The organism is Klebsiella sp. GW_Kp181 (assembly GCF_040062315.1).
Lineage (GTDB): Bacteria > Pseudomonadota > Gammaproteobacteria > Enterobacterales > Enterobacteriaceae > Klebsiella > Klebsiella oxytoca.
In genome coordinates this window covers 1-22,639 of record NZ_JBEAFR010000068.1, presented here as the reverse complement: position 1 = coordinate 22,639, position 22,639 = coordinate 1, and the positions used below count along the sequence as shown (strand labels likewise).

Annotated in this window: 32 protein-coding genes; 31 read left to right on the top strand and 1 reads right to left on the bottom strand. The window is 51.5% G+C overall.

The genetic code is table 11. The features are described from left to right. Positions 1–68: 68 nt before the first annotated feature. From ABLV11_RS17730 to ABLV11_RS17710, 5 genes are read left to right on the top strand one after another with little or no spacing between them, the layout of a single operon-like run. On the top strand, positions 69–464 hold the full coding sequence (locus ABLV11_RS17730; protein ID WP_004121584.1) for a phage holin family protein: 396 nt from the start codon (positions 69–71) through the stop codon (positions 462–464). Beyond that, complete coding sequence (locus tag ABLV11_RS17725; protein ID WP_017145564.1) at positions 451–732, top strand: phage holin family protein; 282 nt, start codon at positions 451–453, stop codon at positions 730–732. Before ABLV11_RS17730 ends, ABLV11_RS17725 begins: the two co-directional genes overlap by 14 nt. Further along, a complete protein-coding gene (locus ABLV11_RS17720; protein ID WP_103815345.1) occupies positions 732–1,361 on the top strand; it encodes a glycoside hydrolase family 19 protein in 630 nt (209 codons plus the stop codon). The genes ABLV11_RS17725 and ABLV11_RS17720 overlap by 1 nt, the downstream gene beginning before the upstream one ends. A gap of 7 nt (positions 1,362–1,368) precedes the next feature. Beyond that, positions 1,369–1,644, top strand: a complete 276-nt coding sequence (locus ABLV11_RS17715; protein WP_071199616.1) for a hypothetical protein — start codon at positions 1,369–1,371, stop codon at positions 1,642–1,644. Then, positions 1,595–1,789, top strand: a complete 195-nt coding sequence (locus ABLV11_RS17710; protein WP_081355017.1) for a hypothetical protein — start codon at positions 1,595–1,597, stop codon at positions 1,787–1,789. The genes ABLV11_RS17715 and ABLV11_RS17710 overlap by 50 nt, the downstream gene beginning before the upstream one ends. A gap of 90 nt (positions 1,790–1,879) precedes the next feature. Here ABLV11_RS17710 and ABLV11_RS17705 read toward each other — a convergent pair whose 3' ends face one another. Next, complete coding sequence (locus ABLV11_RS17705) at positions 1,880–2,164, bottom strand: hypothetical protein (protein ID WP_004849288.1); 285 nt, start codon at positions 2,162–2,164, stop codon at positions 1,880–1,882. Positions 2,165–2,302: 138 nt separating this feature from the next. Between ABLV11_RS17705 and ABLV11_RS17700 the strand changes: the two genes are divergently transcribed. The 26 genes from ABLV11_RS17700 to ABLV11_RS17575 all read left to right on the top strand — a co-directional run bounded on the left by ABLV11_RS17700 (position 2,303) and on the right by ABLV11_RS17575 (position 22,556). Continuing rightward, positions 2,303–2,596: a hypothetical protein gene (locus ABLV11_RS17700; RefSeq protein WP_025108059.1), complete on the top strand. Its 294-nt coding sequence runs from the start codon at positions 2,303–2,305 to the stop codon at positions 2,594–2,596. A 115-nt stretch (positions 2,597–2,711) separates the two neighbouring features. Next, entirely contained in the window at positions 2,712–2,906 is a 195-nt protein-coding gene (locus ABLV11_RS17695) for a hypothetical protein (protein WP_220138176.1), read from the top strand. 150 nt (positions 2,907–3,056) lie between these two features. After that, positions 3,057–3,257 carry a hypothetical protein gene (locus ABLV11_RS17690; protein ID WP_064392801.1) on the top strand — a complete coding sequence of 67 codons (201 nt, stop codon included), beginning with the start codon at positions 3,057–3,059 and terminating at the stop codon, positions 3,255–3,257. A 64-nt stretch (positions 3,258–3,321) separates the two neighbouring features. Then, positions 3,322–3,567, top strand: coding sequence for a DUF2560 family protein (locus tag ABLV11_RS17685; RefSeq protein WP_048258049.1), 246 nt, complete (start codon positions 3,322–3,324; stop codon positions 3,565–3,567). A gap of 54 nt (positions 3,568–3,621) precedes the next feature. Next, a complete protein-coding gene (locus ABLV11_RS17680; RefSeq protein WP_032694448.1) occupies positions 3,622–3,963 on the top strand; it encodes an HNH endonuclease signature motif containing protein in 342 nt (113 codons plus the stop codon). A 117-nt stretch (positions 3,964–4,080) separates the two neighbouring features. After that, a complete protein-coding gene (locus ABLV11_RS17675) occupies positions 4,081–4,545 on the top strand; it encodes a phage terminase small subunit P27 family (RefSeq protein ID WP_014838137.1) in 465 nt (154 codons plus the stop codon). Next, positions 4,499–6,235: a terminase TerL endonuclease subunit gene (locus tag ABLV11_RS17670; RefSeq protein WP_348855567.1), complete on the top strand. Its 1,737-nt coding sequence runs from the start codon at positions 4,499–4,501 to the stop codon at positions 6,233–6,235. Before ABLV11_RS17675 ends, ABLV11_RS17670 begins: the two co-directional genes overlap by 47 nt. A gap of 6 nt (positions 6,236–6,241) precedes the next feature. Further along, positions 6,242–7,561 (top strand): phage portal protein, encoded by a 1,320-nt coding sequence (locus tag ABLV11_RS17665; protein ID WP_016809740.1) that lies wholly within the window; start codon positions 6,242–6,244, stop codon positions 7,559–7,561. Beyond that, positions 7,537–8,244 carry an HK97 family phage prohead protease gene (locus tag ABLV11_RS17660; RefSeq protein ID WP_015370217.1) on the top strand — a complete coding sequence of 236 codons (708 nt, stop codon included), beginning with the start codon at positions 7,537–7,539 and terminating at the stop codon, positions 8,242–8,244. The genes ABLV11_RS17665 and ABLV11_RS17660 overlap by 25 nt, the downstream gene beginning before the upstream one ends. Before the next feature lie 9 nt (positions 8,245–8,253). Next, the gene (locus ABLV11_RS17655) at positions 8,254–9,474 is read left to right on the top strand and encodes a phage major capsid protein (RefSeq protein ID WP_014838141.1); all 1,221 of its coding nucleotides are present in this window, start codon (positions 8,254–8,256) and stop codon (positions 9,472–9,474) included. 45 nt (positions 9,475–9,519) lie between these two features. Then, entirely contained in the window at positions 9,520–9,774 is a 255-nt protein-coding gene (locus ABLV11_RS17650; protein ID WP_014838142.1) for a hypothetical protein, read from the top strand. A gap of 5 nt (positions 9,775–9,779) precedes the next feature. Next, complete coding sequence (locus tag ABLV11_RS17645) at positions 9,780–10,112, top strand: head-tail connector protein (RefSeq protein WP_348855565.1); 333 nt, start codon at positions 9,780–9,782, stop codon at positions 10,110–10,112. A 12-nt stretch (positions 10,113–10,124) separates the two neighbouring features. Further along, a complete protein-coding gene (locus ABLV11_RS17640; RefSeq protein ID WP_048258044.1) occupies positions 10,125–10,463 on the top strand; it encodes a phage head closure protein in 339 nt (112 codons plus the stop codon). Further along, positions 10,460–10,909, top strand: a complete 450-nt coding sequence (locus tag ABLV11_RS17635) for an HK97-gp10 family putative phage morphogenesis protein (RefSeq protein WP_014838144.1) — start codon at positions 10,460–10,462, stop codon at positions 10,907–10,909. The genes ABLV11_RS17640 and ABLV11_RS17635 overlap by 4 nt, the downstream gene beginning before the upstream one ends. Then, the gene (locus ABLV11_RS17630; RefSeq protein ID WP_064411110.1) at positions 10,906–11,253 is read left to right on the top strand and encodes a DUF3168 domain-containing protein; all 348 of its coding nucleotides are present in this window, start codon (positions 10,906–10,908) and stop codon (positions 11,251–11,253) included. Before ABLV11_RS17635 ends, ABLV11_RS17630 begins: the two co-directional genes overlap by 4 nt. Before the next feature lie 56 nt (positions 11,254–11,309). Further along, entirely contained in the window at positions 11,310–12,020 is a 711-nt protein-coding gene (locus ABLV11_RS17625; protein WP_143440380.1) for an immunoglobulin domain-containing protein, read from the top strand. A 30-nt stretch (positions 12,021–12,050) separates the two neighbouring features. After that, on the top strand, positions 12,051–12,455 hold the full coding sequence (locus ABLV11_RS17620; RefSeq protein ID WP_049069900.1) for a phage tail assembly chaperone: 405 nt from the start codon (positions 12,051–12,053) through the stop codon (positions 12,453–12,455). Positions 12,456–12,457: 2 nt separating this feature from the next. Next, positions 12,458–12,763: a DUF4035 domain-containing protein gene (locus ABLV11_RS17615; protein WP_348855563.1), complete on the top strand. Its 306-nt coding sequence runs from the start codon at positions 12,458–12,460 to the stop codon at positions 12,761–12,763. Between the two features lie 186 nt (positions 12,764–12,949). Then, positions 12,950–13,705: a KilA-N domain-containing protein gene (locus ABLV11_RS17610; RefSeq protein WP_348855561.1), complete on the top strand. Its 756-nt coding sequence runs from the start codon at positions 12,950–12,952 to the stop codon at positions 13,703–13,705. A 59-nt stretch (positions 13,706–13,764) separates the two neighbouring features. Beyond that, positions 13,765–13,965, top strand: a complete 201-nt coding sequence (locus tag ABLV11_RS17605; protein WP_348855560.1) for a hypothetical protein — start codon at positions 13,765–13,767, stop codon at positions 13,963–13,965. Positions 13,966–14,130: 165 nt separating this feature from the next. Then, positions 14,131–14,685 (top strand): DUF456 domain-containing protein, encoded by a 555-nt coding sequence (locus tag ABLV11_RS17600; protein ID WP_348855559.1) that lies wholly within the window; start codon positions 14,131–14,133, stop codon positions 14,683–14,685. 53 nt (positions 14,686–14,738) lie between these two features. Then, positions 14,739–18,131: a phage tail tape measure protein gene (locus ABLV11_RS17595; protein WP_348855558.1), complete on the top strand. Its 3,393-nt coding sequence runs from the start codon at positions 14,739–14,741 to the stop codon at positions 18,129–18,131. 21 nt (positions 18,132–18,152) lie between these two features. Next, entirely contained in the window at positions 18,153–18,626 is a 474-nt protein-coding gene (locus ABLV11_RS17590; protein WP_047720936.1) for a hypothetical protein, read from the top strand. Next, the gene (locus tag ABLV11_RS17585) at positions 18,613–19,089 is read left to right on the top strand and encodes a DUF1833 family protein (RefSeq protein ID WP_070585354.1); all 477 of its coding nucleotides are present in this window, start codon (positions 18,613–18,615) and stop codon (positions 19,087–19,089) included. The genes ABLV11_RS17590 and ABLV11_RS17585 overlap by 14 nt, the downstream gene beginning before the upstream one ends. Positions 19,090–19,101: 12 nt before the next feature. Beyond that, entirely contained in the window at positions 19,102–19,482 is a 381-nt protein-coding gene (locus ABLV11_RS17580) for a nitrite transporter (RefSeq protein ID WP_148406245.1), read from the top strand. Further along, positions 19,479–22,556: a host specificity factor TipJ family phage tail protein gene (locus ABLV11_RS17575; protein ID WP_348855556.1), complete on the top strand. Its 3,078-nt coding sequence runs from the start codon at positions 19,479–19,481 to the stop codon at positions 22,554–22,556. The genes ABLV11_RS17580 and ABLV11_RS17575 overlap by 4 nt, the downstream gene beginning before the upstream one ends. Positions 22,557–22,639 lie beyond the last annotated feature (83 nt).

Below are 22,639 nucleotides of genomic sequence, written 5' to 3'. Positions count from 1 at the left end.
GCTGTCACCTGGCGGCCATCCTATTTTCCCCTCGTTCTGAGAGGATCCACAGCAATAGAGGGGGCTAAATGTCCGATCCTGTTTCTGCCACAACGATAGCAGCTGGTGGACTGTTCGGCGCCAGCCTATTCGGCCTTGCAACTGGTATTGATTACGGCGTGGTATTTGGTGCGTTTGCTGGTGCGGTGTTCTATGTCGCAACGGCGGTGAATATTAGCCGCATAAAGCTGGTGGGCTATTTTATCACTTCATTCATATTCGGTGTGATTGGTGCTCCTCTGCTGGGGTCGTACTTCTCAAAGTGGACTGGTTACAACGACAGGCCGCTTGATGCACTCGGAGCGGTAATCGTGGCAGCCATAGCCATTAAGTTGCTGACGTTCGTAAACAGTCAGGACCTGGGTAGCCTGTTTGGGATTCTCTCTCGCTTACGTGGAGGAGGGACAAGCAATGGTAACAAGTGATCCGAGCGCAATCATCAATGCGGTGATATGCGCTGTAATTGTTGTTGCGTTGATGTTCTACCGGCGCGACGGGTCAAGACACCGCCCCATGATATCGCTGATGGCTTACTTCACTGTGCTGGTTTACGCCAGCATCCCTTTCCGTTTCCTGTTTGGCCTGTACGAGTCATCCCACTGGCTGGTGGTGCTGGCTAACATTCTTATCTGCGGCGCGGTTCTCTGGTTCAGGGGGAATGTGGCGCGACTGGTTGATGCACTGAGGCACTGATGAATAAATCACAATTCCAGAAGGCGGCTGGTATCAGCGCCGGGTTAGCTGCGCGCTGGTTTCCGCATATTGATGCTGCGATGAAAGAATTCGGCATCACTGCTCCACTCGACCAGGCGATGTTCATTGCCCAGATGGGGCACGAGTCAGGAGGCTTTACCCGGCTGGTGGAAAATCTGAACTATGCAGCAGATAGCCTTGTGCCTACGTTCGGTAAACACCGTATCACCGCCCAGCAGGCCGCCGCACTCGGCAGAACGGCAACACAACCAGCGAATCAGCGAGCAATCGCTAATCTGGTGTATGGGGGCGAGTGGGGAAAAAAGAATCTCGGTAATCAGGTTGCCGGTGATGGCTGGAAATATCGCGGTCGCGGACTGAAACAAGTTACGGGCTTGAGCAACTATCGCAGCTGCGGACAGGCGCTGAAGCTTGACCTTGTTACCCAGCCTGAGCTGCTGGAGCGAGATGATTATGCCGCTCGTTCAGCCGCATGGTTTTATGTTTCCCACGGTTGCCTTCTTCATTCCGGTGATGTTGAGCGCGTAACCCTGCTTATTAACGGTGGCCGCAACGGTCTGGATAAACGCCGAGCGCTGTTTAACCAGGCTAAATCAGTACTGATGTGAGGTCGCTATGGGCATTGAAATGATTATTGGTCTGGCAACTGCGTTACTGGCCGTTATCGCTGGCGCATTTGGGTTAGGCCATTCACGCGGAACCAGCAAGGCAGAAGCCAAAGCAGAGCAGCAGCGTATCGAAGAGAACGCTGCGGCCAGCATTGCCGCGGCAGAACGTAAGGCGGAAGTTACGAAAGGGGCCAGTGATGTACAGCAGACTGTTAGCCATATGCCTGATGACGATGTTGATCGGGAGCTGCGCGAAAGATTTACCCGCCCCGGTGGTAGTTGATACAGGTTGCCTGTGGGCGAAAATTATCTATCTCACAGACCACGATATCGATGTTCTCGACCGTCAGACGAAGCGCGACATTCTGGCGCACAACAAATCAGTGCTGGCTAATTGCCCGCAACCAATAGACAAGGTTACGCGATGATCAAGGCAAAGAATATTGAATTTCGACTGAGCAAACTTGAGAAAGGGCCAGACAAGAACGTTCTGGCCATCATGGAGATAAGGGCGAGAGCTATTGCAGGTAGCTTGCTGAAGCAGATTCCCTGCCAGGCGTTGAAAGATCGATAATGTCATTGAAGATTGCCTTGTAGGCTTTATTTAACTTCTCAACTGTTTTCGGGGTGATATCACTCGTAGGCGGCGCGTCGATACCATCCATTAATTCTATTTCAGCAAATTTTCTCAAAACCTGAAGGACATTTTCTTTTTGTTCTTCGGGCATCGTTTGCACGATAAAAGCAACAACGTTTCTCAGCGCCAGGATTTGAGCGTGAGTTACGTAGTAATGATCGATCATATTTTCTCCCTGTTCTGTTGAGTTAGGCGATTTAACAGTATAGAGGAGAAATGTTGTCCGCCACCCTGTAGCAGCCTTTAATCGTGATGCCTCGCAATAGCGGGTAAATTTCCATATCCAACCAAAAGAGAAAAACCAATGAGTGAAGCAAAACCGCAGGACGGCAGCACTGTAAAAGGCTACCGCACATTAACCGCTGGCGACATTGAGCGAATGAACCGCCTTAAAGGCGTCAGCCGCCACTTCTGTAGTTTGCTTGATACCGATCGAGGTGAATTGTTGGCTGTCCGTAATGGCCCGGCAATGTTAAGCGCTGAGCAGGCTCGGGAGATTGATGAAGCTTTGCGCTGTCTGGCAATCGCTCGCACCAAAATGCAGGAAGCCTGTATGTGGGCATGCCGCGCGGTGGCTCGCCCTGACGCTGATTGCTAACACAACTTGCGAAAAGAAATCCACCGAAAATAAGTCAGTCGATGCTTGATGATTAGCAGATAGTCTGCTAACGCTATCGTGATAGTATTTCAGCGGAGTTTATCTATTAAAAGGAATGCGCGATGTGGACGTACTGATTGACAGTGCTTTCGAGGGATATCTCTTCCTCTTACTGGATATGTGGACAGTTTTAATTGTTGCTTTCGTCGGGTTGGCTCTGTCATTTTATGGCGTGCAAATGCGTAGAACTGCCGTCACCTTCTTTCTGCTTGCTGCGATAATCGGGACTGCTGGTTCGATCTATACTTAAATGTAGGTTGCAGAGAATATGCAGAAAGTCAACCCGCAATCCAACGGTGGCTATTACTGCGGTTACTCGTGTCATATGCCCTGAAACACATAATTTGAACCCAGGTCGCCAATGGCGGCCTTTTTTATTGCCAGAAGTAGGAGAAGAAGCATGTTAACAGTAAAAGTGATGTCGCCTAGTGGCGGCGAAGAAATTCATTGTGGACTGAGCGTTGGTTTCAACCCCAACCAGCAGAGTATTGCCGTATCGGGAATGGACCAGAACGTATTCCTGAAGCAGGGAGAAGTGGCCTACGTGATGAACGCAAACGGCAAGACCATTTCACGTTACGAACACCTGGAACGACAGTAGGCATTACGGAAGCTCTTCAGCGAAGGGCTTCGATAATGCTCCCCACATCGCTTAGAGGTAAGACATGGTCGAAATCACCGACGCCCAGCAGATTCGCCTGAACCTGCTATCCACCCTGAACTATGACACTGCCGCCGCAAAAGTCGCTGTAGAGTTTGTTCAGGATAGTCCGCTTAAGTATCAGTTATTCATCCAGCAATACAGCCGTGTCACATCAGAGACTGAAGTGGTGGCAAAGACGATGAAAGCAGTGCAGGAAGCAACTGAAGCGCTGCCGCTCTTTGATACCGCTGCTGAGCAGTCCAGCTAGGCATTACAGCAGGCATTCACTGAGTGCCTGTGATAATGCTCAAGGAACGAAAACATGAACAAAGAACCGCGCATATATGGCAGCAAATGGGACCGTGAGCGTCTTCTATTCCTTCGTGCGCACCCCTTATGCGTCATGTGCCACGAGCAAGGCAGGGTGACAGCCGCCACGGTGGTTGACCACATCATCCCGCATAAACTGAAAGAGGCTCTGCGTTCTGGTGACAGCAAGGCAATAGCGAAAGCGCAAAAGCTTTTCTGGAGCCGGAAGAACTGGCAAGGGCTGTGTAAGCAGCACCATGACTCAACGAAGCAGCGAATGGAGAAGCGCGGCACCGTTATCGGCTGCGATGAAAACGGTATTCCGCTTGATCCAAATTCTCACTGGTTCAGATGACGTCAATTCCATAGGGGAGGGGCGGGTCAAAAGTTCAGAAGTCTGACCCGAAATGACCGCCGCCCATCCTTTTTGTGCACAACCGCGAAATGAAAAGTTTTTTTCCGGGAGGTTCCGATGGCAGGACGACGCCCGAAACCGACCCACCTCAAAGTGGTCTCAGGCAACCCGGGCAAACGTAAACTCAACGATAAAGAACCGACTCCGGCGCGAGAAATTCCAAGCCCGCCGGCGCACCTGACCGACTGGGGAAAGGTTGCCTGGGGAAGGTTGACTGTTCTCCTTGACGGGATGGGGGTTTTAACGGTTGCCGACACCTTAGCCCTTGAACGGCTATGCGATATTTACGCTGATATTCTTCAGTTGCGCGACACCATCGCAGTAGAGGGAAGAACCTATACCGTCCAGACCGAGGGTGGTTTTCTTATCAAAGCTAACCCGGCCGTTTCGATGTTGGCCGATGCCGACCGCCGTTTTAAAAGTTACCTGGTTGAATTCGGTCTGACGCCAGCGGCAAGGACGAAGGTGAAAGTGAATGGCGAAGACCCCGAAGAGGACACGCTCGACAAGTTCTTCGGTTGATCCTGCAACCCAATATGCGATGGATGTAACCTCGGGCAAAGAACTGGCTGGTCCTGACATACGTAACTCATGCCAGCGCCACCTTAACGATCTGCAGTCATGTCATGCCCGTGGTCTGCACTGGGATGTTGAGGCGGCGCAACGCTCGATTGACTATTTTGCGAAAGTTCTGAAGCTCAATGGTGGTGATTTCGAAGGCGAGCCTTTCGTGTTGCTGCCATGGCAGTGCTTCATCGTCGGTTCGATTTTTGGCTGGAAAAACGCCAGAGGTTTTCGCCGGTTCCGAATGGTCTATGTGGAGTCCGGGAAGGGATCCGGTAAATCCCCTCTGTCTGCGGGTATAGGGCTTTACTGTCTCACTGCGGATAAAGAAGCACGCGCTGAAGTTTATGCCGCTGCCACGAAGAAAGACCAGGCAATGGTCCTTTTCCGTGATGCGGTGGCGATGGTCGATCAGTCTCCAGCTCTTTCCGCACGTATTCAGAAATCAGGTGGTGCCGGGAAGGAATGGAACCTGGCTTTTCTTCAGTCTGGTTCCTTCTTTCGTCCAATCAGTTCAGATGACGGACAGTCCGGCCCGCGACCGCATTGTGCTCTTATTGATGAAGTTCACGAGCATAAAAGCAATCAGGTTGTTGAAATGATGCGTGCCGGTACCAAAGGTCGTCGGCAGGCGCTGATTTTCATGATCACCAACAGTGGGCACGATAAAACGAGCGTCTGCTATGACTATCACGAATACGGCCGAAAGGTTTCTGCCGGTTCGATAGAAGATGACAGCTTTTTTGCCTTCATTTGTTCTCTGGATGAAGGAGACGATCCTTTCAAGGATGAGTCCTGCTGGAAAAAAGCTAACCCTTCGCTGGGTCACACCTTTGAAGAAAGCTATCTTCGTGAGCAGGTGACTCAGGCCCGCGGGATGCCTTCGAAAGAGAGCATAGTCAGACGTCTTAACTTCTGTCAGTGGGTTGACGCGGCTAATCCGTGGATGAGCAGTGATGTCTGGATGGGTTGTGAGGAGAGCTTTGATCCAGATGCACTGGAAGGTGAGGAATGCTATGGCGGTTTGGACCTGTCCGGATCGCGTGATTTGACGGCACTGGCGTTGTTTTTTCCAAAACAACGTAAGTTGCTGGTGGAGTTCTGGACCCCGAAAGATACGTTACTGGAACGGGCCAAAACGGACCGGGTACCTTATGACGCCTGGGAGCGAGATGGTCACATCCACACCACACCTGGCAAAGCAGTGAAATACGGCTTTGTTGCCCAGCGCATTGCAGATCTGACTCAGAAGTTTGATATCAAGGCCATCGCCTTCGACCAGTATCGCATTAAATATCTTGAGCCGGAGCTTGAGGAAGCATCTGTTTCTGTTCCCTTAATCCCTCATGGGCAAGGGTATTACAAAGCGAAAGATTCCGGGCTGTGGATGCCTCACTCCATCGAATTGTTTGAAGAGTTGCTTGATGACAGCGTCATTATCATCAGGACGAACCCTTGTCTTCGCTGGAATGCGGCTTCAGCAGTGACGGAGGCTGATCAGAAAGAAAACCGAATTTTTGCCAAGAAAAAAAGTACCGGGCGTATCGACGGCATTGTAGCGGGCGCTATGGCAATCGGTGCCTCCGAAGGCTATGAGGATGATTCTGGCGATATCGACGACTTTTTCAGTAATCCCATCATTGTGTGAGTCACCATGAATAAAGATAAGAAGCCAGGCCGGATAAAAAGCGCCGTTCGCCGGTGGCTCGGCGTACCCATCTCACTTACAGACGGTGAATTCTGGGCTGCTTATGCTGGTGGGCAGTCCGCAGCAGGCAAATCCGTTACGGTTGATAAAGCCCTGCAGTTATCGGCAGTGTGGTCATGTGTAAGGCTGTTATCCGAAACCATCGCGACTTTGCCTGTAGGTTTTTACGAAAAAACGGCTGATGGTCGCCAGAGTGCAAATGATCACCCGCTTTATGAGCTCCTCCATAATCAGCCGAATGCTGACATGACCGCTGTGGAGTTCTGGGAAATGATCATGGCCAGCCTGCTTTTATGGGGGAATGCTTACGCGGAAATCGACCGTACCGGAAAGCGTATTACCTCGCTTGTACCGCTCAGGCCAGAAAGGATGAAGGTTGATTTAAGTAGCAGCGGAGATCCTATTTATACCTACCGTGACTGGCCTTCAGGTACATCCCGAAACATTAATGAACGGGACATCATGCACATCCGTGCGTTCAGCACCAATGGTGTCATGGGCCTGTCACCTGTCAGTTATGCCCGACAGACACTTGGTCTGGCAATGGCAACAGATGAAGCCAGCGCAAAAGTTTTTAAAAATGGTATGCGGCCCAGTGGCGTTCTCTCAATGGATCAAATCCTGAAAAAAGAGCAGCGCAATGAAGTACGTGAAAGCATGGTTGAACAATTTTCTGGATCCATGAATACCGGGAAAATGATGGTTCTTGAAGCGGGAATGAAGTTTCAGCCAGTTGACCTCAACCCGGAAGACGCCCAGATGCTGCAGTCCAGGGCATTCAATATCGAAGAGATTTGTCGGTGGTTCAGAGTATGGCCGGGGTTGATTGGACACAGTGCCCAGGGGCAGACAATGTGGGGAAGTGGCGTCGAACAGATGCTGATTGGCTTTTTAACGTTTTCACTTCGTCCATGGCTTACCCGTATTGAGCAGGCGATTCGTAAAAGCCTCCTGGCTCCGGGAGAAAGAAATAAGTACTTCGCAGAGTTTTCCATCGAAGGTCTCTTACGTGCCGACAGCGCCGCCCGTGCCGCTTTTTACTCAACGATGACCCAGAACGGTCTGATGACTCGCAATGAAGCACGGCAAAAAGAAAACCTTCAGCCAAAACCTGGCGCTGACCAACTAACCGTTCAATCTAACCTGCTGCCGATAGATCAGCTTGGCAAGTCCGGCGACAGTGAATCGGCCAAAAACGCACTGCGGGAATGGCTTGGCATTAAATCAGAGGAGACGCCGGAATGTACCGGAAAAACGCAGCCATGAAAGTAAAGGCATTCAACTTCGATATTAAGGCTGTCAACGATGACGGCCTTTTTTCTGGATACGGTTCTGTCTTCGATGTTGTCGATAGTTACAACGAAGTCGTGGCGCCGGGTGCGTTTCTCGAAAGCATCGAGGAAACACGGGCGAAGGGGAGAACGTTCCCGGTTCTCTGGCAGCATCGTACCGGCGAACCCATCGGGAACTGGGACATCTCGACCCTGAAAGAAGATAAACATGGGCTTTTTGGTGAAGGGGCCCTGTGGCTTGAAGACGCGGCCTACGCGAAAACCGCCTGGCGGGGTATGAAAACCCGTGCCATTACAGGCCTTTCCATTGGCTATTACGTCCGTGAGTCAAATTACGATGAGAAAACCCGGATCCGCACATTAACGAAGCTCGACCTGGTTGAAATCTCCATTGTTACCGTGCCGGCCAATGATGATGCGCGTATTGACGTCATTAAGTCGAAGCTGTCACACGGTGATCTTCCTTCCTTACCTGAATTTGAGAAGTTCCTGCGAGAGGCAGGTTTCTCGAAAAGTCAGTCCGCCGCGGTCGCCTCCCGCGGACTGTCCTATCTGCTTGACCGGAGTGAGTCCGGGGGCGAAGACGGCGAAACCAAAGCGGCTATTGCGGCGATGCGCCAGCAACTGAGCCAGTTTTCTCTCCCAAAAATTCTCTAAGGGATTTATATGTACCAGAAAAAATCGGCTGACGATCAGCCACAAAGTATTGGCGAAATCTCCTCCCAGCTCACCATGGTGATTGATCAGGTCAAAAACTTCGGCGAAGACGTGAAGAGAAAAATGGAGGCAGGAGAAACCGTTTCGCTGGAACTGAAACAAAGAACGGACGAAAGCCTTAATCAGATGAACGAGCTGAAAGAACGTCTCACTGAGCTGGAGCAAAAAGGTGCACGCCGCCCGAACGATGCACCTGCACAGCGAAAATCGCTCGGTGAGCTGGTGGTCGAAAGTGAAGAGTTCAAAGGCATGGACAGTTCGGCCCGTAAGAGCATCCGCGTCAAGCTGGAACAGAAAGATATTATGAACGTGCCGGCCACTACGGGCACTGGCGTGAGCGCAACCAACAGTCTGGTTGTATCCGATCGTGTTCAGGGCATTATCGCACCACCGGAACGCACTCTTACCATCCGTAACCTGCTGATCCCCGGTAATACTGCATCCAACGGTATTGAATTCGTTCAGGAAACGGGGTTTACCAATAATGCTGCAGCTGTGGCGGAAGGTGCCCTGAAGCCAAAATCAGACATTAAGTTTGAGCTGAAAAGTGCGCCGGTACGTACCATTGCGCATTATTTTAAAGCGTCCCGTCAGATCCTGGACGATGCGCCCGGTCTGGCCAGTTATATCGATGGCCGTGCTCAGTATGGTCTTCGCTTTAAAGAGGAGCAGCAGTTGCTGAGCGGCGATGGCACCGGCGCGAATATCCTCGGTATTCTGCCGCAGGCAACAGAATTTGCTCCAGCGCTTACCCTGTCCAACGCCACGCCGATCGACCGTCTACGCCTGGCTGTTCTGCAGGCCGTTCTTGCAGAATATCCGGCGTCTGGTTTTGTACTGAACCCGATTGACTGGGCAGGCATCGAGTTAACCAAAGATAACGAAGGCCGCTACATCATTGCGCAGCCGGTCAATGGTGGTGTTCCACGGATCTGGGGTCTTCCTGTTGTGGAAACTCAGGCTATGGCGCAGAACAACTTCCTGACTGGAGCCTTCAACATGGCTGCGCAAATCTTCGATCGCATGGATATCGAAGTGCTGCTCTCCACTGAGAACGAAGATGACTTTATTAAAAACATGGTCACCATTCGTGCGGAAGAGCGTCTGGCGTTAGCAGTTTATCGTCCGGAAGCATTTGTCACCGGTAATGTAACCGCTTCTGGCGGCTGACAATTCAGGGCTGCTTAGCGGCCCTCTCTTTCTGAGGAGATTGTGATGGCCAGAAAAAATGTGGCTGAACCGTCTGTATCCGACGGTAAAAATGCGGCTCCAGAACCCACTGAGGCCGGGACTATTCAGGTTCAGCCTGTCCGGCGTTTTATGGATGGCGATATTTTCAGGACGCCCGCCGATGATCCTTTTCATGTCTCTCGCTTACGTGCTGCTGAGCTCAAAGGTAACGGGCTGGTGACGATAGTTGGTGAAGTCCCTGATAACAAAATGAACCGCGCCCCCGAAACCAAAGGGTAATGGTTATGACGGTAATCAACACTGAAACAGCCATGGAACATCTCAGGCTGGATGATGAAATCGATAAAACGATGGTGGAGGGGTATCTTGCCGCTGCGGAGGATGCTGCTATGCAGTTTCTTAACCGACGCTTTTTTGCTGACCAGGCTGCTCTGGATAGTGCTGTTGAGAATGAAAGTGCCGGCGATCGTCCTCTTATCATCACGCCCTCCATTCAGAGCGCGGTTCTTCTTATAGTGGGCTGGCTGTATGAAAACCGCGGGGATGATCTGAGTCCTGATATCCCAGGACTCGCACGCTGGTTGCTGAATCCCTGGCGAATTCAAATGGGTGTTTAGCCGGAGGGGATGATGAAAATTGGACCAATGCGGCATCGGATCACCATCCGAAATTTTATTACTACGCGAACACCGAGTGGTCAGCCAACAGAAGAGTGGTCTGACGGCGCCACTATCTGGGCAGAGGTAAAGGGAATCAGTGGACGAGAGAACCTGACAGCAGGAGCAGAAAGGGCAGATGCTACAGTTCGTGTCTGGGTTCGATATCGCAAAGATATTTCGGCATCATCGCGGCTTCTTGTCCTGAACGGCCCCTACAAAGGAGTGACATTGAATGTCACCGGGCCTCCGGTGCCAGATAGCAAAGGCACCCGGCTGGAAATTCTCTGCAAACAGGGGACCGAAAAATGATTGATGTGAATCTGGATTTTTCCGGCTTAGAGGATATCGCCCGAGACCTGCAAATCCTCAGCAAAGCCGAAAACAACAAAGTCCTCCGGGACTCTACTCGGGCCGGGGCTGAAGTCCTCCGGCAGGAAGTGATTGATCGGGCTCCTGAGCAAAGTGGAAAACTGAAGAAAAACGTTGTTGTCGTTACCCAGAAAAGCCGTCGCCGTGGGGAAATCGCGTCGGGGGTGCATATTCGTGGCGTTAATCCGCGAACGGGGAACAGCGACAACACCATGAAGGCCAGTAACAAGCGGAATGCTTTCTACTGGCGCTTCGTGGAGCTGGGAACATCTACGGCCCCGGCACATCCTTTTGTTCGCCCCGCTTTTGATACCCGACAGGAAGAGGCTGCAAAGGTAGCGATGGAGAGAATGAACAAGGCGATCGATGAGGTGCTGGCGAAATGACAGAGGATGATATCTATACTCTGCTGTCGCCGCTGGCAGATGGGCGGGTTTATCCGTATGTGGTGCCGCTTGGCAGCGACGATTTACCTGCAGTGGCCGCTCCTTACATTATTTTCTCGATACCGACTGATGTTGCCGGGGATGTTTTCTGTGGGCAGGCCGAATCGACGCTGCACATTCAGATAGACGTGTGGGCAGAAACTAACGATGAGGCCAGGGCGTTGCGGCTTGAGGCCCTTTCCCGGCTGGAAGTGCTTTCACCTACCGAAGTGACCAAAATCCCTGGTTATGACACTACAACCCACTTGCATCGGGCAACGCTTGAAATAACGGTTATTGCCTGACAGGAACCAATCCAATCTGACCGCCGCTGGCGGTTTTTTCATTTATGGAGGCTGCAATGTCAGCACTATTTGAACGCGCCCAAAAAACGGTAGTAATGATTACATCAGTGCCGGTCACTGCGGAAGAACTGGCATCAGCGACCTGGCTCAACCTGAGTTGTACCATTAAACAGGCCAGCTTTACCGCTGGTCAGAAAAACGATATTGACGTGACAACGCTATGCTCCGAAGAAACGGAGAATATCAACGGACTCCCGGCACCGTCTGAGATGTCTCTCTCCGGTAACTTCTACCGCAACCCGGCGCAGGATGCACTTCGTGCAGCATACGATAACGACGGCGTTTATGGATTTAAGGTTATTTTCCCGTCCGGAAATGGGTTCCTGATGCGTGCTGAGGTGCGTCAGCACACCTGGGATTCACAGGCAAATAGCGTTGTTGCTGCGACTTTCTCCCTTCGTCTGAAGGGTAAGCCGAGCAATATCGATGCCTCCGGCATCCTTGCATTTAGTAGCGATCTGCCAGTCACTGAATCAGTTACTGCCGGGAGTCCACTTTCCTTAAGTGTGGTGGCTACAGGTGGTAAAGCTCCATATACCTACGTATGGAAAAAAGGTTCGTCAACCATCAGCGGGCAGACCAGCGCAACGTTTAATAAGGCCAGTGCCGTTTCTGGAGATGCCGGTGTTTACTCCTGTGTAGTCACTGACTCTGCCACTCCGGCGAACGTTATCACCTCATCTGATTGCACCGTCACCATCAGTTAATGGAGCGCCGGGAAACCGGCGATAAACTTAATGTCAAAACAGAATCTTAAAGCGTTGGCACTGGCCCCAATGGCGGGTTTTCGTAAAAAAGAAGTCACCGTTCCGGAGTGGGAAAACGCCAAAGTTATCATTCGTGAACCATCGGCTGAAGCCTGGATTCGCTGGCAGGGGATTGCCAGCCCGGAACAACCAAAACTACCGGAAGGGCAGGAAGCGCCAGAGGTGCCAGAACTGACCCCTTCAGAACGTGCGTTCCGCACGATGCGGGCAGATGTCACACTCTTCATTGATATTCTGCTGGATACCGACCTGCAGTACGTTTTCACCGTCGATGATACCGAACAGGTTGAAGCAATTTATGGCCCTGTCCATTCCCGGTTGCTGAAACAGGCGCTTGATCTCATTCGTGATGCGGATGATGCCAAAGCAAAGTAAAAATGCCTGGCATGCAGTTCCTGATGGCGCTGGCGCTCCGGATGGGCCGCACGCTGGGCGAACTGCAACAAACCATGACGGTTGGTGAATTCAGAATGTGGGCTGAATTCGACCGTATCAGCCCGATCGGTGATATCCGTGGCGATATTCTCAATGCCCAGCTGGTTTCAGCGATGTACGGGGCGCAGGGCGGTAAAGTCACCATCGAAGATGCTCAACTCAAGTGGAGCACAGAAGAGGATGAGGTAATCGATAGTGGCGATCCATTTGCCGGATTAGAGGCCGCTTTGCTCGCAGCATCGGAATAAAATTGAATCGTCTCCAGCCTCGCTTCAACGCGGGGCTTTTTTATACCCAAATTTCACCGCGCATCTCACGCGCACTTCACACAGAACCTTTCAGGATGAGCCTTGAGGATACCGGCTGGCTGTCGGTGCCTTTCTGTGGGCCGGATTCCTGTGAGACAAGGTTCATCTCTAAAAGGTAATACCGATATGTATAACATTGTCCCCATGAATTATGATGACCATTCATTCCCTTTTGCTTCTGATTGCTGGTTTAATGCCACAGTTGCTGCAAAGCATCACGGGAAGAGAGTGAAGAACTGGACAATTCTGGAGTCAACAAGGGATTACGTTGTCGAGTTGGCGCAAGAGCTTGATATTGAACCATTCAATTCTAAAGGGCAGATTTCTACCCTTTTAATTAGGATTGAGAAAGGCCGTTATGGCGGCACATGGATGCACCCAGAGTTGGCGGTTGAGTTCGCCCGTTGGTTGTCAGTCAAATTCGCCCGCGCCTGCGACCGCCACATTAAAAATTTGCTGCTGAGTAAAAATTTTCAGCTCACTGAAGATCAGATTGTCGGCCTCATGGTCTGCCAGCAACCCAGTTCCTGGGAAAAAAGGTTTAAAGACCCGTTCTACCAGGCACTGTCGAAAATGTCCGGCATTCCTTATTTTGGTCATGTCGGCGGATGTCCGGCGTTGTTCGGTCAGATCACCGCTCGCTGGGTCTACGGTGTAGCACTTCCTGATTATGTCTATCAGGCAGCTAAACAGGCAGCCGGCAACAGCAAGGAGAAGATTCATCAGCATCTTAAGCCGGATGCGCTGGAGAAGGTCGAGCAGCAACTGATCGCCGTCACAAACATTGCCAGTTGCAGCATTGACCAGAAGGACTTTGAGGCCCGTTGCATGGCTGCCTTTCCTGTCAAAGGGCAGATGAAGTTGCTGTATGCGGCGGCATAACCATGAATAACCGAATCGTTGAGTGCGCCTCCAGAGCGGGGCGCGACTTCTCGTAGTTCATGAAAGGCGAGAAGAACATGATGGAGGTGCTGCGGTCTGCGGAGGAATTCACCGAGCAGTTACGCATTCACGGCTGCGTTAATCACCACTTTGTCAATTTCATGATGATGAAAGCGATAATGAAGGTGTTCGACGATATGCAACGCGAGGAGCAGCGTGAAGAGCGCCGAAGAAAACGAGCAGAAAAGAAAGGCAAATAGCCCACCCGTGTGGGCTTTCATCGATACACGGCGACTAACTACAGCGATCCTTTTGCAGCCTTAGAAGCCGCTTTGCTTGCGGCATCCGAGGGGAGATGAAAAGGATAGCTGATCTCCCATCAATAGGATGGTAATGTACGATGGAGTATCAATGGAGGATATTTCATGGCTAATATAAAAGTACATTACGCAAACTTTCCTTATCAAGAAATAACAACTGGTTTTGGTGTTATCTCAATAAAAACATCCGCCCTTCAAATAAAAGGAGAAGTTATTACCGGTGATAAACTTCTCTCTTTGGAAATATGTACTGAAAATAATGTCAAAAAAATAGGTGGTGCATTGGGATGGGGAGTTGTTGGAGGAATGCTTGCTGGTCCAGCTGGAATTATTGCAGGAGCATTTCTGGGTGGAAATAAAAAGGACGTAACTTTCATTGCTGAAATGAAAGATGGTCGTAAATTTATGGGGACCACAGATAGCAAAGCATATACTGACCTGACTGCATCAAAGCTCAAATTTGACGATATTTTAAACGTATCACATGATGACGATGAAAGCGAATATATCCCCACTTATGATGAGGAAATGATGATGAAGGCCAATAGAATGTACAATGAGCCTGATTATATGGCATGGAAAGAACGTACAGGAGAGGCGGAGGTAATTCGCGCTTGGATGGCAAAGACTGGATATTACCCGCCGGGTTATCACGAATAAATACAATTCATTTGAAATAAGCCCGCTTTGGCGGGTTTTTTAATGGGTGAAATATGGCAACATTACGCGAACTCATTATTAAAGTTTCTGCTAACTCTCAGTCTTTCCAGACCGAGATAGCCCGCGCGTCACGTATGGGGGCTGATTATTATAAGACAATGCAGAATGGTGGCAGGCAGGCTGCGGCTTCAGTTCGGGAAACTCGCCGTTCTGTGGCAGAGCTAACCGACCAGATGGAGTCAGCAAAGGCTACCGCACTGGGATTAACCGGGGCATTTGCCAGTGCTTTTGCCACGGGTCATTTAATATCCCTGGCTGATGAATGGAATTCAGTAAATGCCCGCTTAAAACAGGCATCTCAATCAACTGATGATTTTACCGGTTCTCAAAAACAATTGATGGATATCAGCCAGAAAACGGGAACATCTTTTTCTGACAACGCTAATTTATTTTCCCGTTCAGCAGCCTCAATGCGGGAATATGGTTATAGCTCCAGCCAGGTGCTTGATATTACTGAGGCTATATCTACTGGTTTAAAACTTTCTGGCGCGAATGCTCAAGAGTCCAGTTCGGTCATCACTCAGTTTAGCCAGGCTCTGGCGCAGGGCGTGCTGAGAGGCGAAGAATTCAATGCCGTCAACGAGAGTGGCGACAGGGTTATACGGGCGCTTGCAGCAGGTATGGGGGTTGCGCGTAAAGACCTTAAATCTATGGCGGATCAGGGGCAGCTAACCATTGATAAAGTAGTGCCAGCCCTCATTAGCCAGCTTGGTAAGCTCCGGAATGAATATGGTGAATTACCGCAGACCGTTTCATCGTCGGCAACCAAAGTTGAAAACGCTTTTATGCAATGGGTCGGGGGAGCTAATGAAGCGAGTGGAGCCACAAACACCCTGACCGGCTTACTTGATGGCGTAGCCAGAAATATTGATCAGGTCGCCACTGCAGCCGGAGCGCTTGTTGCCGTTGGCGCAGCCCGTTATTTGGGAAATCTGGCTCTTGGTGCCAGCTCTGCTACGGCTGGGATTATTAGCGCAGCAAAAAGCGAAATAGCTTTAGCTGAAGCCCAGGTAAGAGGGACGCAGGTTTCGACGGCTCGTGCGCGTGCTGCAGTTTATCGTGCCCAGCAGGCACTGGCAGCTGCGCGGGGTACAGACCTGCAGGCCGCCGCAGAAAAACGGCTCTCACTGGCGCAGGAGTCGCTTAACCGTAATATTCAGGCCAGAGTATCCGCTCAGACTGCACTGAACTCGGTTACTGCTGTGGGTTCCCGGCTCATGGGGGGGGCATTGGGCCTCGTTGGCGGTATTCCTGGGCTGGTTTTGCTTGGTGCCGGCGCCTGGTACACGATGTACCAGAATCAGGAGCAGGCCAGATTATCCGCTCAGGAATATGCAAAAACCATTGATGCAGTCCGTGAAAAGACAAAATCAATGTCCCTGCCTGAAGTTTCTGATAATGAGAACAAAACCCGTCAGGCGCTGGAGGAGCAAAACCGTCTTGTTGATGACCGGGCATCAAAAGTAAAAAGCCTGAAGGAAGAGATCGCGGGCTATCAGTATGTCCTGTCCAATCCTGGACCGACAACCAGTGGCGGTTTCATGATAAACCACCTGACTTCGGTCGAAACGGTCACTCGTGGTCTGGAGGAAGCGACTTCCGCTCTGGCCGTTGAACAGGAGAGATTAGCTCAGATGCAGGCTAAGTCTGAGTCGATCCAGTCGGTACTGGAGGGGATAGAGAACAGGCGAATAGCATTAATCCGGCAGCAGGCCGCAGAACAGAATTCAGCTTATCAATCGTTAATAATGATGAATGGTCAGCATACTGAATTTAACCGTCTCCTTGGGCTTGGTAATAATTTACTGATGGCACGACAAGGGTTGGTTAATGCTCCGATGCGGATTCCGCAGGCTGACTTAACATCACAACAAACAAATGCTCTTGAGAAAAGTCGCCGAGATTTAGCGTTATCGAAACTTAAGGGCGAGGCAAAAGAGTTAGCCAGACTTGGTTTTGCCGCCGACGATTTGGGATTGACTAGTGATCCTCAGCACCAGACAGGAAGGCAGGAATTAATTAATAATGGAATTGCTGAGTGGAGAAATAATGAATCCAATAAACCCGCCCGGAAAGCGCCAAAAAGCGAAGAATTAAAAGCCGCTGAGAAGACAGAAGATGTTTACAAGCGTCTTATTAAACAACAGGAAGAACAAATTGCTTTGGGAAGCCAGAATACCGAACTGGCTAAAGTAAAATACCAGGTCACCCAGGGTGAGTTAGCCTCTCTTGAACAAGCTAAAAAAGAAACCCTTCTGCACAATGCTGCGCTTATCGATCAGAAAAACATTGCTGAACAGTTAAAAACGTTCCGTGAGGGGCTCGCTGACAGCAACGCTGCTGCGCGTGATCGGGGGGATATTGATTTTCTTGGTGCCGGGATGGGGGATAAGGCCCGCGACCGCATGAAGGAAATGGCAGATATTCGTACTGATTTTCTCAAACAGCAGCGCGACCTGCAGCGGGATTTCAGCAAAGGTCAGATTTCTGAGGACCTGTACAAACAGCAAACGGAAGCGCTACAGGCGGCGCTTACTGAACGGCTCCAGATTCAGGAGGACTACTACAAGAAAACCGATGAACAGCAGTCAGACTGGCGGGCGGGGATCAGCGATTCACTGATGAACTACGCCGATCAGGCTGCTGACCTCAGTTCAATGGCTGCCACCGCAACCAGCGAAATTCTGGATGCCACCACTAACTCTATCTCCAACAACCTGACCAGTGTTCTGACTGGTGCGACTTCGTTCAAAGAGGGGATGTCGAATATCTTCAGCTCTCTGGGGGAAACGGTGATTAAGACGCTGATCCAGATGGCAACACAGGCATTAATCACCAAAGCGATTATGGCGTCGTTCGGCGGTGGGGCTGGTGGAATGTTCGGGAGTCTTCTTGGCGGAGGTGGGGGAGGTGGCAGCACCGGGACGGCCATTCAGAGCGCTGGCGCTAATTTTTCGTTTAATGCTCTGGGTGGTGTCTACGATTCGCCTTCACTTTCCGCATACAGCGGCGGTGTATACAGCACTCCGCAGTATTTTGCGTTTGCAAAAGGGGCTGGTGTATTCGGTGAAGCTGGGCCAGAAGCCATCATGCCGCTAACCCGTAGTGCTGATGGTTCGCTGGGTGTTCGTGCGGTTGGTCGTGAGTCCCCTGCGGTACAGAGCGCAGCAAGCCAGATTCAGGCACAGCCACGGATAGCTGTCAACGTGGACGCACGAAGCACGTTCACCGGCAAACCCGATGACATAACGATGCAGGCTGTAGAGCGAAGAAATGATGCTCTTGAACAGCGGATAGTTAACACCTTAACCGCCGAGGTAAATAACCCACAGAAGAAATTCGGCCGGGCTATTTACTCCAACCTACAGCCAAAAAAACCACAATAAACCAGCCCGGAGGGAAAGTTAATGGCGGATATTATCTATCCGGATGAGTACCTGCCTATGCCGCTGATGGACGGGTACGGTTTTAAGCCCATATCACCGATACTGCGAACGGAAATGACGTCCGGTCGCGCTCAGCAGCGAAGGCGATACACCTCAACACCGACCCAGGCATCAGTTAAATGGATTTTTAAAACTGATGCGCTGGCGCAGGTATTTGAGGCTTTTTTCAGGGATGCGCTTAAAGATGGTCAGTCATGGTTCTATCTGAAACTCCAGACTCCCATCGGGGTAAAGCCCTATAAAGCCAGGTTCGTGGATATTTATGAAGGGCCGACGCTGGTCGCGCCAAAATACTGGCAGTACAGCGCAACGCTGGAATTATGGGAACGACCATTACCGCCGGTTGGATGGGGGAATTACCCGGAATGGCTGGCTGGTCAGTCGTTACTGGATATTGCGCTAAACAAGGAGTGGCCGAAGCATGACAATTCTTGAGCGGCTATATGCCAGCAGCGGTTCGGAGGTTATCCACGACACGCTGCAGATATCGGCTGGCGATGATAACTACTGGCTAACCAGCGGCTGGGATGACGTTTCCGTAACGCTGGAAAATGGTCAGCCGGCGACGTTTGAAGCCTGCGCGATAGAAATTGCACTGCCAGCGCGTAATGCGGACGGAACGCAGGATCTGAAATTCGCCCTGAGTAATATTGACGGTGTCGTTTCGGGAGCCATCGATAAAGTTCTGGATGAAATGAAATCAGCCACGCTGACATTCCGGCGGTATATTTCATCCGATCTGTCTTCCCCGGCATCATCACCGTATACGCTCGATATCAAATCCGGCTCATGGACCCCGACAGCAGTGCAGGTCACGGCGGGCTATATGAATATCCTTAAAACAGCCTGGCCCCGTAAACGTTACAACCTCGCCGAGCATCCGGGCTTACGTTACTAATCTGAGGCAAACATGTTTAACGCTGATAAATACCGTTCAGTCACCTGGCTGAAAGGCGGTCGCGTATACCCGCAACTCGACTGTTTTGGCATTGTGAATGAAATCCGGCGCGATCTGAACTTACCCCTCTGGCCCGATTTCGCCGGAGTGACCAAAGACGGGGGAGGCCTCGACCGGGAGGCGAGAAGGTTGATGCTTTCCCTGCAACGCTGCGAGCCTTGCGAAGGTGCTGGCGTGGCCTGCTATTCCGGCTCAACGGTTACCCATGTCGGGATCGTTGTCATGCTCGATAACCAGCTGCAGGTCGCGGAATGTAATCCAGGCTCGGGGGTTACGTTTCTGCCACTGGCGCGATTCATACGAAGGTTTAACCGCGTGGAGTTCTGGCAATGACGATAAAGTTTTATCCGTCCCGGCTGCCGGGTGAACCCCTTGAGACGCACGAACATGGCGCGATGACCCTGCATGAGTGGATGGTCAGGAATGTTCCGAGCTACTCGCAGGACAGAAAGCATCCTGTTGCTGTCGAACTGGACGGCCGGGCTGTTCCACCTGCGGAATGGCCACTATGTTTGCTGCGGCCAGACAGCGATGTGCGGATTTACCCGATCCCGTATGGGACCGGCCTGGAAATCGCCGTGTGGGTATCGGTTGCCGTATCTATTGCCTCTACGGCCTATGCGCTTTTTTTCGCCCCGAAACCAGAGCTGGGCGGGTTTTCATCAGGAAATTCAGCATCACTGGACCTGAACCCGGCAAAAGCGAATACAGCCAAGCTTGGCGATCCTGTCCGAGAGGTATTCGGAAGAAACAGAATTTATCCAGATTACCTGGTGCAGCCGGTCACTCGCTTTGACCCCAATGATCCCACCCGGATGACGGTCGAAATGTTTGTCTGCCTCGGGTATGGACGTTTCTCTTACACCGGCGGTGATTTTCGGGTAGGTGAAACTCCTGCTCTGCCATTAGGCGATGGCTTTTCATATACCAGCTATGGCCCTGGCGATAACGTGGCGGGGGACCGTCGCAGCGAGGTCTGGTTCAACAGTACAGAAGTTGGCGGGACATCAAGCGGGTCAGGTCTGGATATGGCTCAGACTGCCCCTGAAGCCAGTGATATCGTTGCTGATGCCATGACTGTTAGCGGTGCATCTGTTTCGTTTTCAGGTCTCGATGTCGATGATGACAACGATGATGATGAAGATGAGAACAAACTGCCTCTTGGCTGGATTGAGGGGGCAATTGTCACTCTGAAAGCGCCGGTGAATTATCAGGTATCGATTGAGGATGGTTTTAACGTTCTGACAGGTGACGCCGTGGCAGAAGTGGCGCCATATAATGGTATGCCTGTAACGCTGACATTTAGCGGTACCGATTACGATCTGCAGATTGCCACGTATACCCCCCACCAGGACGCCGTTCCGGGAACGGGTGGATCGACTGCAGCATTGCGCGCCAGTGCGTCGCCATCCACGTATGATTTTACGACAACCAGCCAGACGTTTGCTCTGACCTGGCAGGGCGTCACCTATACCCTGTACCTGGTTGCTGACTACGGCACAATGTCCGGTTTGCTGGCGGCGATTAACGGCGGGCTGACCGGATCAGGATTGATTGCTCAGGATGACGGCGGCGTGATTCGTATCGTGGAAATCTCCAGCCCGTGGCGTGGCGGTTCCATTACGTCATCATTCCTGCCCGCGTCAGTTTTTGGCGACAGCCCTGTGTTTACTGCCGGTACAGCATCCAGTGGCGGAAGCCCGGCGGTCTCAGCCAGTGTCAGGCTGGCATACGATTCCGGTACCGCATTTTCTGGCCTGCCGGACGGCACGCAGCGGATTTCCCTGGCTCACCGTGGCAACGAATACCAGATAGCATCGACTGACGGAGCGTCTGCGACCGTACAGAGAGTGGTTAACGGTGCCGTTGACAACACCTGGTCAGGTTTTCTGACCCGTACCGTCGTGGATTTTGCCGCGTCTGGTATCAACGATAATGAAACATGGCTCGGCCCCTTTCTGGCCTCCCCGCAAAATGAAGTTGTGGACGCCTTCGAGGTCAACTTTGCTTTCCCAAACGGAATTTGCGGATTCCAGAACAACGGGAATAAGCGGGTTCGCCATGTTGAGTATGAAATTCAGTACCGCGTATATGGTTCCGGATCAGGGTGGACGAGTAAGCAGGGGGTGTACGCGCTTAAAAACGTTAATGGCCTCGGTTTTACAGAGCGTTTTAATCTGTCTTCTCCCGGGCTGGTGGAGGTTCGATGCCGCCGCCGTAACGAGCAGGGGAGTAACAACGCGAGGGACAGCATGTTCTGGCAGGCGCTCAGAGGTCGTTTGCTTTCCCGTCCGACCTCCTACGCAGGGATATCAACAATAGGGATCACGGTTGAAACCGGCGGCCAGCTGGCGGCGCAGTCAGACAAGCGTGTGAGTGTTGTCGCCACGCGAAACTATGATGGCGGTGGTGACAGGACAATCAGCGGGGCATTCCTGCATCTGGCCCGCAGTCTGGGTTATCGCGACGACCAGATCGACATTTCCACAATTAACATGCTTGAGGCTAACTACTGGACGCCACGAGGCGAATATTTTGACCATCAGGCAAGCAGTGACAGCACGTCCGCAAAGGATATTTTCGACAAGATAGCTGAAGCAGGCATGGGGTATTTTCTGCTGTCTGACGGCTTACTTTCCGTCGGGCGTGAAGGGGTCAAAAGCTGGACCGGAATCATCACCCCCCAGGATACTGTCGAGGAAATGCAGACATCATTCAGGGTGCCTTCGGAGGACGATTTTGATGGCGTGGATGTGAAATACATCAATCCCGTTACCTGGGCGGAGGAGACCGTACAGTGCCGGACGCCTGAAAATCCGTTCCCCCGGAAAACGGAGGCTTACACCATCGATGTCGTCATGACTGCGGATCGTGCCTGGCGTATCGGGATGCGCCGGTTAATGAAATATCTCCATCAACGCCGGACGTATACGGCTACAACAGCAATGCTGGGATGGTGCCATGATTTTGGTGACCACATCATTTTGTCAGATGATATTCGAACCGGGAAAACCCAAAGTTGCCTGATTGACGCAATGACATACGACTTTCAGGAAATAACGCTACATGTCACCGAGCCTCTGGACTGGAGCTATACAAATCCCCGGTGCTGGATACAGTTTCAGAACAGTCGTCCATCGTCACGGATGCTGACGCCGCAGCGGATAGATGATTTCACTCTTACCATACCTTACAACGACGATCTGCACCCGGAAGACTGGATTATGGACGACCCTGATATTGATCTACCGCGTTTGCTGTTCTGCGACAGTGAAAAAGGTGCCCGGCATGGGATAGTCCAGGAGGTCGCCCAGTCCGGTGACAGCAACTGTCAGATTACCGCGCCGGAATATAAAGAAATTTTCTACGCCTACGATGACGCCACATACCCCGGCGACGTCGCGTAATACCTCATAAAAACCCCTTATTAACTCTTTTCGCTCAAACCCTCGTTTGTGCGAACGCCTTTTTTGGAGCAAAAAACATGGCC

What these genes read in the sequence shown, in the direction of transcription:
- ABLV11_RS17730 (WP_004121584.1), top strand. Translation starts at nt 69, where the DNA reads ATGTCCGATCCTGTTTCTGCCACAACGATAGCAGCTGGTGGACTGTTC.
- ABLV11_RS17725 (WP_017145564.1), top strand. Translation starts at nt 451, where the DNA reads ATGGTAACAAGTGATCCGAGCGCAATCATCAATGCGGTGATATGCGCT.
- ABLV11_RS17720 (WP_103815345.1), top strand. Translation starts at nt 732, where the DNA reads ATGAATAAATCACAATTCCAGAAGGCGGCTGGTATCAGCGCCGGGTTA.
- ABLV11_RS17715 (WP_071199616.1), top strand. Translation starts at nt 1,369, where the DNA reads ATGGGCATTGAAATGATTATTGGTCTGGCAACTGCGTTACTGGCCGTT.
- ABLV11_RS17710 (WP_081355017.1), top strand. Translation starts at nt 1,595, where the DNA reads ATGTTGATCGGGAGCTGCGCGAAAGATTTACCCGCCCCGGTGGTAGTT.
- ABLV11_RS17705 (WP_004849288.1), bottom strand. Translation starts at nt 2,164, where the DNA reads ATGATCGATCATTACTACGTAACTCACGCTCAAATCCTGGCGCTGAGA.
- ABLV11_RS17700 (WP_025108059.1), top strand. Translation starts at nt 2,303, where the DNA reads ATGAGTGAAGCAAAACCGCAGGACGGCAGCACTGTAAAAGGCTACCGC.
- ABLV11_RS17695 (WP_220138176.1), top strand. Translation starts at nt 2,712, where the DNA reads ATGCGCGATGTGGACGTACTGATTGACAGTGCTTTCGAGGGATATCTC.
- ABLV11_RS17690 (WP_064392801.1), top strand. Translation starts at nt 3,057, where the DNA reads ATGTTAACAGTAAAAGTGATGTCGCCTAGTGGCGGCGAAGAAATTCAT.
- ABLV11_RS17685 (WP_048258049.1), top strand. Translation starts at nt 3,322, where the DNA reads ATGGTCGAAATCACCGACGCCCAGCAGATTCGCCTGAACCTGCTATCC.
- ABLV11_RS17680 (WP_032694448.1), top strand. Translation starts at nt 3,622, where the DNA reads ATGAACAAAGAACCGCGCATATATGGCAGCAAATGGGACCGTGAGCGT.
- ABLV11_RS17675 (WP_014838137.1), top strand. Translation starts at nt 4,081, where the DNA reads ATGGCAGGACGACGCCCGAAACCGACCCACCTCAAAGTGGTCTCAGGC.
- ABLV11_RS17670 (WP_348855567.1), top strand. Translation starts at nt 4,499, where the DNA reads ATGGCGAAGACCCCGAAGAGGACACGCTCGACAAGTTCTTCGGTTGAT.
- ABLV11_RS17665 (WP_016809740.1), top strand. Translation starts at nt 6,242, where the DNA reads ATGAATAAAGATAAGAAGCCAGGCCGGATAAAAAGCGCCGTTCGCCGG.
- ABLV11_RS17660 (WP_015370217.1), top strand. Translation starts at nt 7,537, where the DNA reads ATGTACCGGAAAAACGCAGCCATGAAAGTAAAGGCATTCAACTTCGAT.
- ABLV11_RS17655 (WP_014838141.1), top strand. Translation starts at nt 8,254, where the DNA reads ATGTACCAGAAAAAATCGGCTGACGATCAGCCACAAAGTATTGGCGAA.
- ABLV11_RS17650 (WP_014838142.1), top strand. Translation starts at nt 9,520, where the DNA reads ATGGCCAGAAAAAATGTGGCTGAACCGTCTGTATCCGACGGTAAAAAT.
- ABLV11_RS17645 (WP_348855565.1), top strand. Translation starts at nt 9,780, where the DNA reads ATGACGGTAATCAACACTGAAACAGCCATGGAACATCTCAGGCTGGAT.
- ABLV11_RS17640 (WP_048258044.1), top strand. Translation starts at nt 10,125, where the DNA reads ATGAAAATTGGACCAATGCGGCATCGGATCACCATCCGAAATTTTATT.
- ABLV11_RS17635 (WP_014838144.1), top strand. Translation starts at nt 10,460, where the DNA reads ATGATTGATGTGAATCTGGATTTTTCCGGCTTAGAGGATATCGCCCGA.
- ABLV11_RS17630 (WP_064411110.1), top strand. Translation starts at nt 10,906, where the DNA reads ATGACAGAGGATGATATCTATACTCTGCTGTCGCCGCTGGCAGATGGG.
- ABLV11_RS17625 (WP_143440380.1), top strand. Translation starts at nt 11,310, where the DNA reads ATGTCAGCACTATTTGAACGCGCCCAAAAAACGGTAGTAATGATTACA.
- ABLV11_RS17620 (WP_049069900.1), top strand. Translation starts at nt 12,051, where the DNA reads ATGTCAAAACAGAATCTTAAAGCGTTGGCACTGGCCCCAATGGCGGGT.
- ABLV11_RS17615 (WP_348855563.1), top strand. Translation starts at nt 12,458, where the DNA reads ATGCCTGGCATGCAGTTCCTGATGGCGCTGGCGCTCCGGATGGGCCGC.
- ABLV11_RS17610 (WP_348855561.1), top strand. Translation starts at nt 12,950, where the DNA reads ATGTATAACATTGTCCCCATGAATTATGATGACCATTCATTCCCTTTT.
- ABLV11_RS17605 (WP_348855560.1), top strand. Translation starts at nt 13,765, where the DNA reads ATGAAAGGCGAGAAGAACATGATGGAGGTGCTGCGGTCTGCGGAGGAA.
- ABLV11_RS17600 (WP_348855559.1), top strand. Translation starts at nt 14,131, where the DNA reads ATGGCTAATATAAAAGTACATTACGCAAACTTTCCTTATCAAGAAATA.
- ABLV11_RS17595 (WP_348855558.1), top strand. Translation starts at nt 14,739, where the DNA reads ATGGCAACATTACGCGAACTCATTATTAAAGTTTCTGCTAACTCTCAG.
- ABLV11_RS17590 (WP_047720936.1), top strand. Translation starts at nt 18,153, where the DNA reads ATGGCGGATATTATCTATCCGGATGAGTACCTGCCTATGCCGCTGATG.
- ABLV11_RS17585 (WP_070585354.1), top strand. Translation starts at nt 18,613, where the DNA reads ATGACAATTCTTGAGCGGCTATATGCCAGCAGCGGTTCGGAGGTTATC.
- ABLV11_RS17580 (WP_148406245.1), top strand. Translation starts at nt 19,102, where the DNA reads ATGTTTAACGCTGATAAATACCGTTCAGTCACCTGGCTGAAAGGCGGT.
- ABLV11_RS17575 (WP_348855556.1), top strand. Translation starts at nt 19,479, where the DNA reads ATGACGATAAAGTTTTATCCGTCCCGGCTGCCGGGTGAACCCCTTGAG.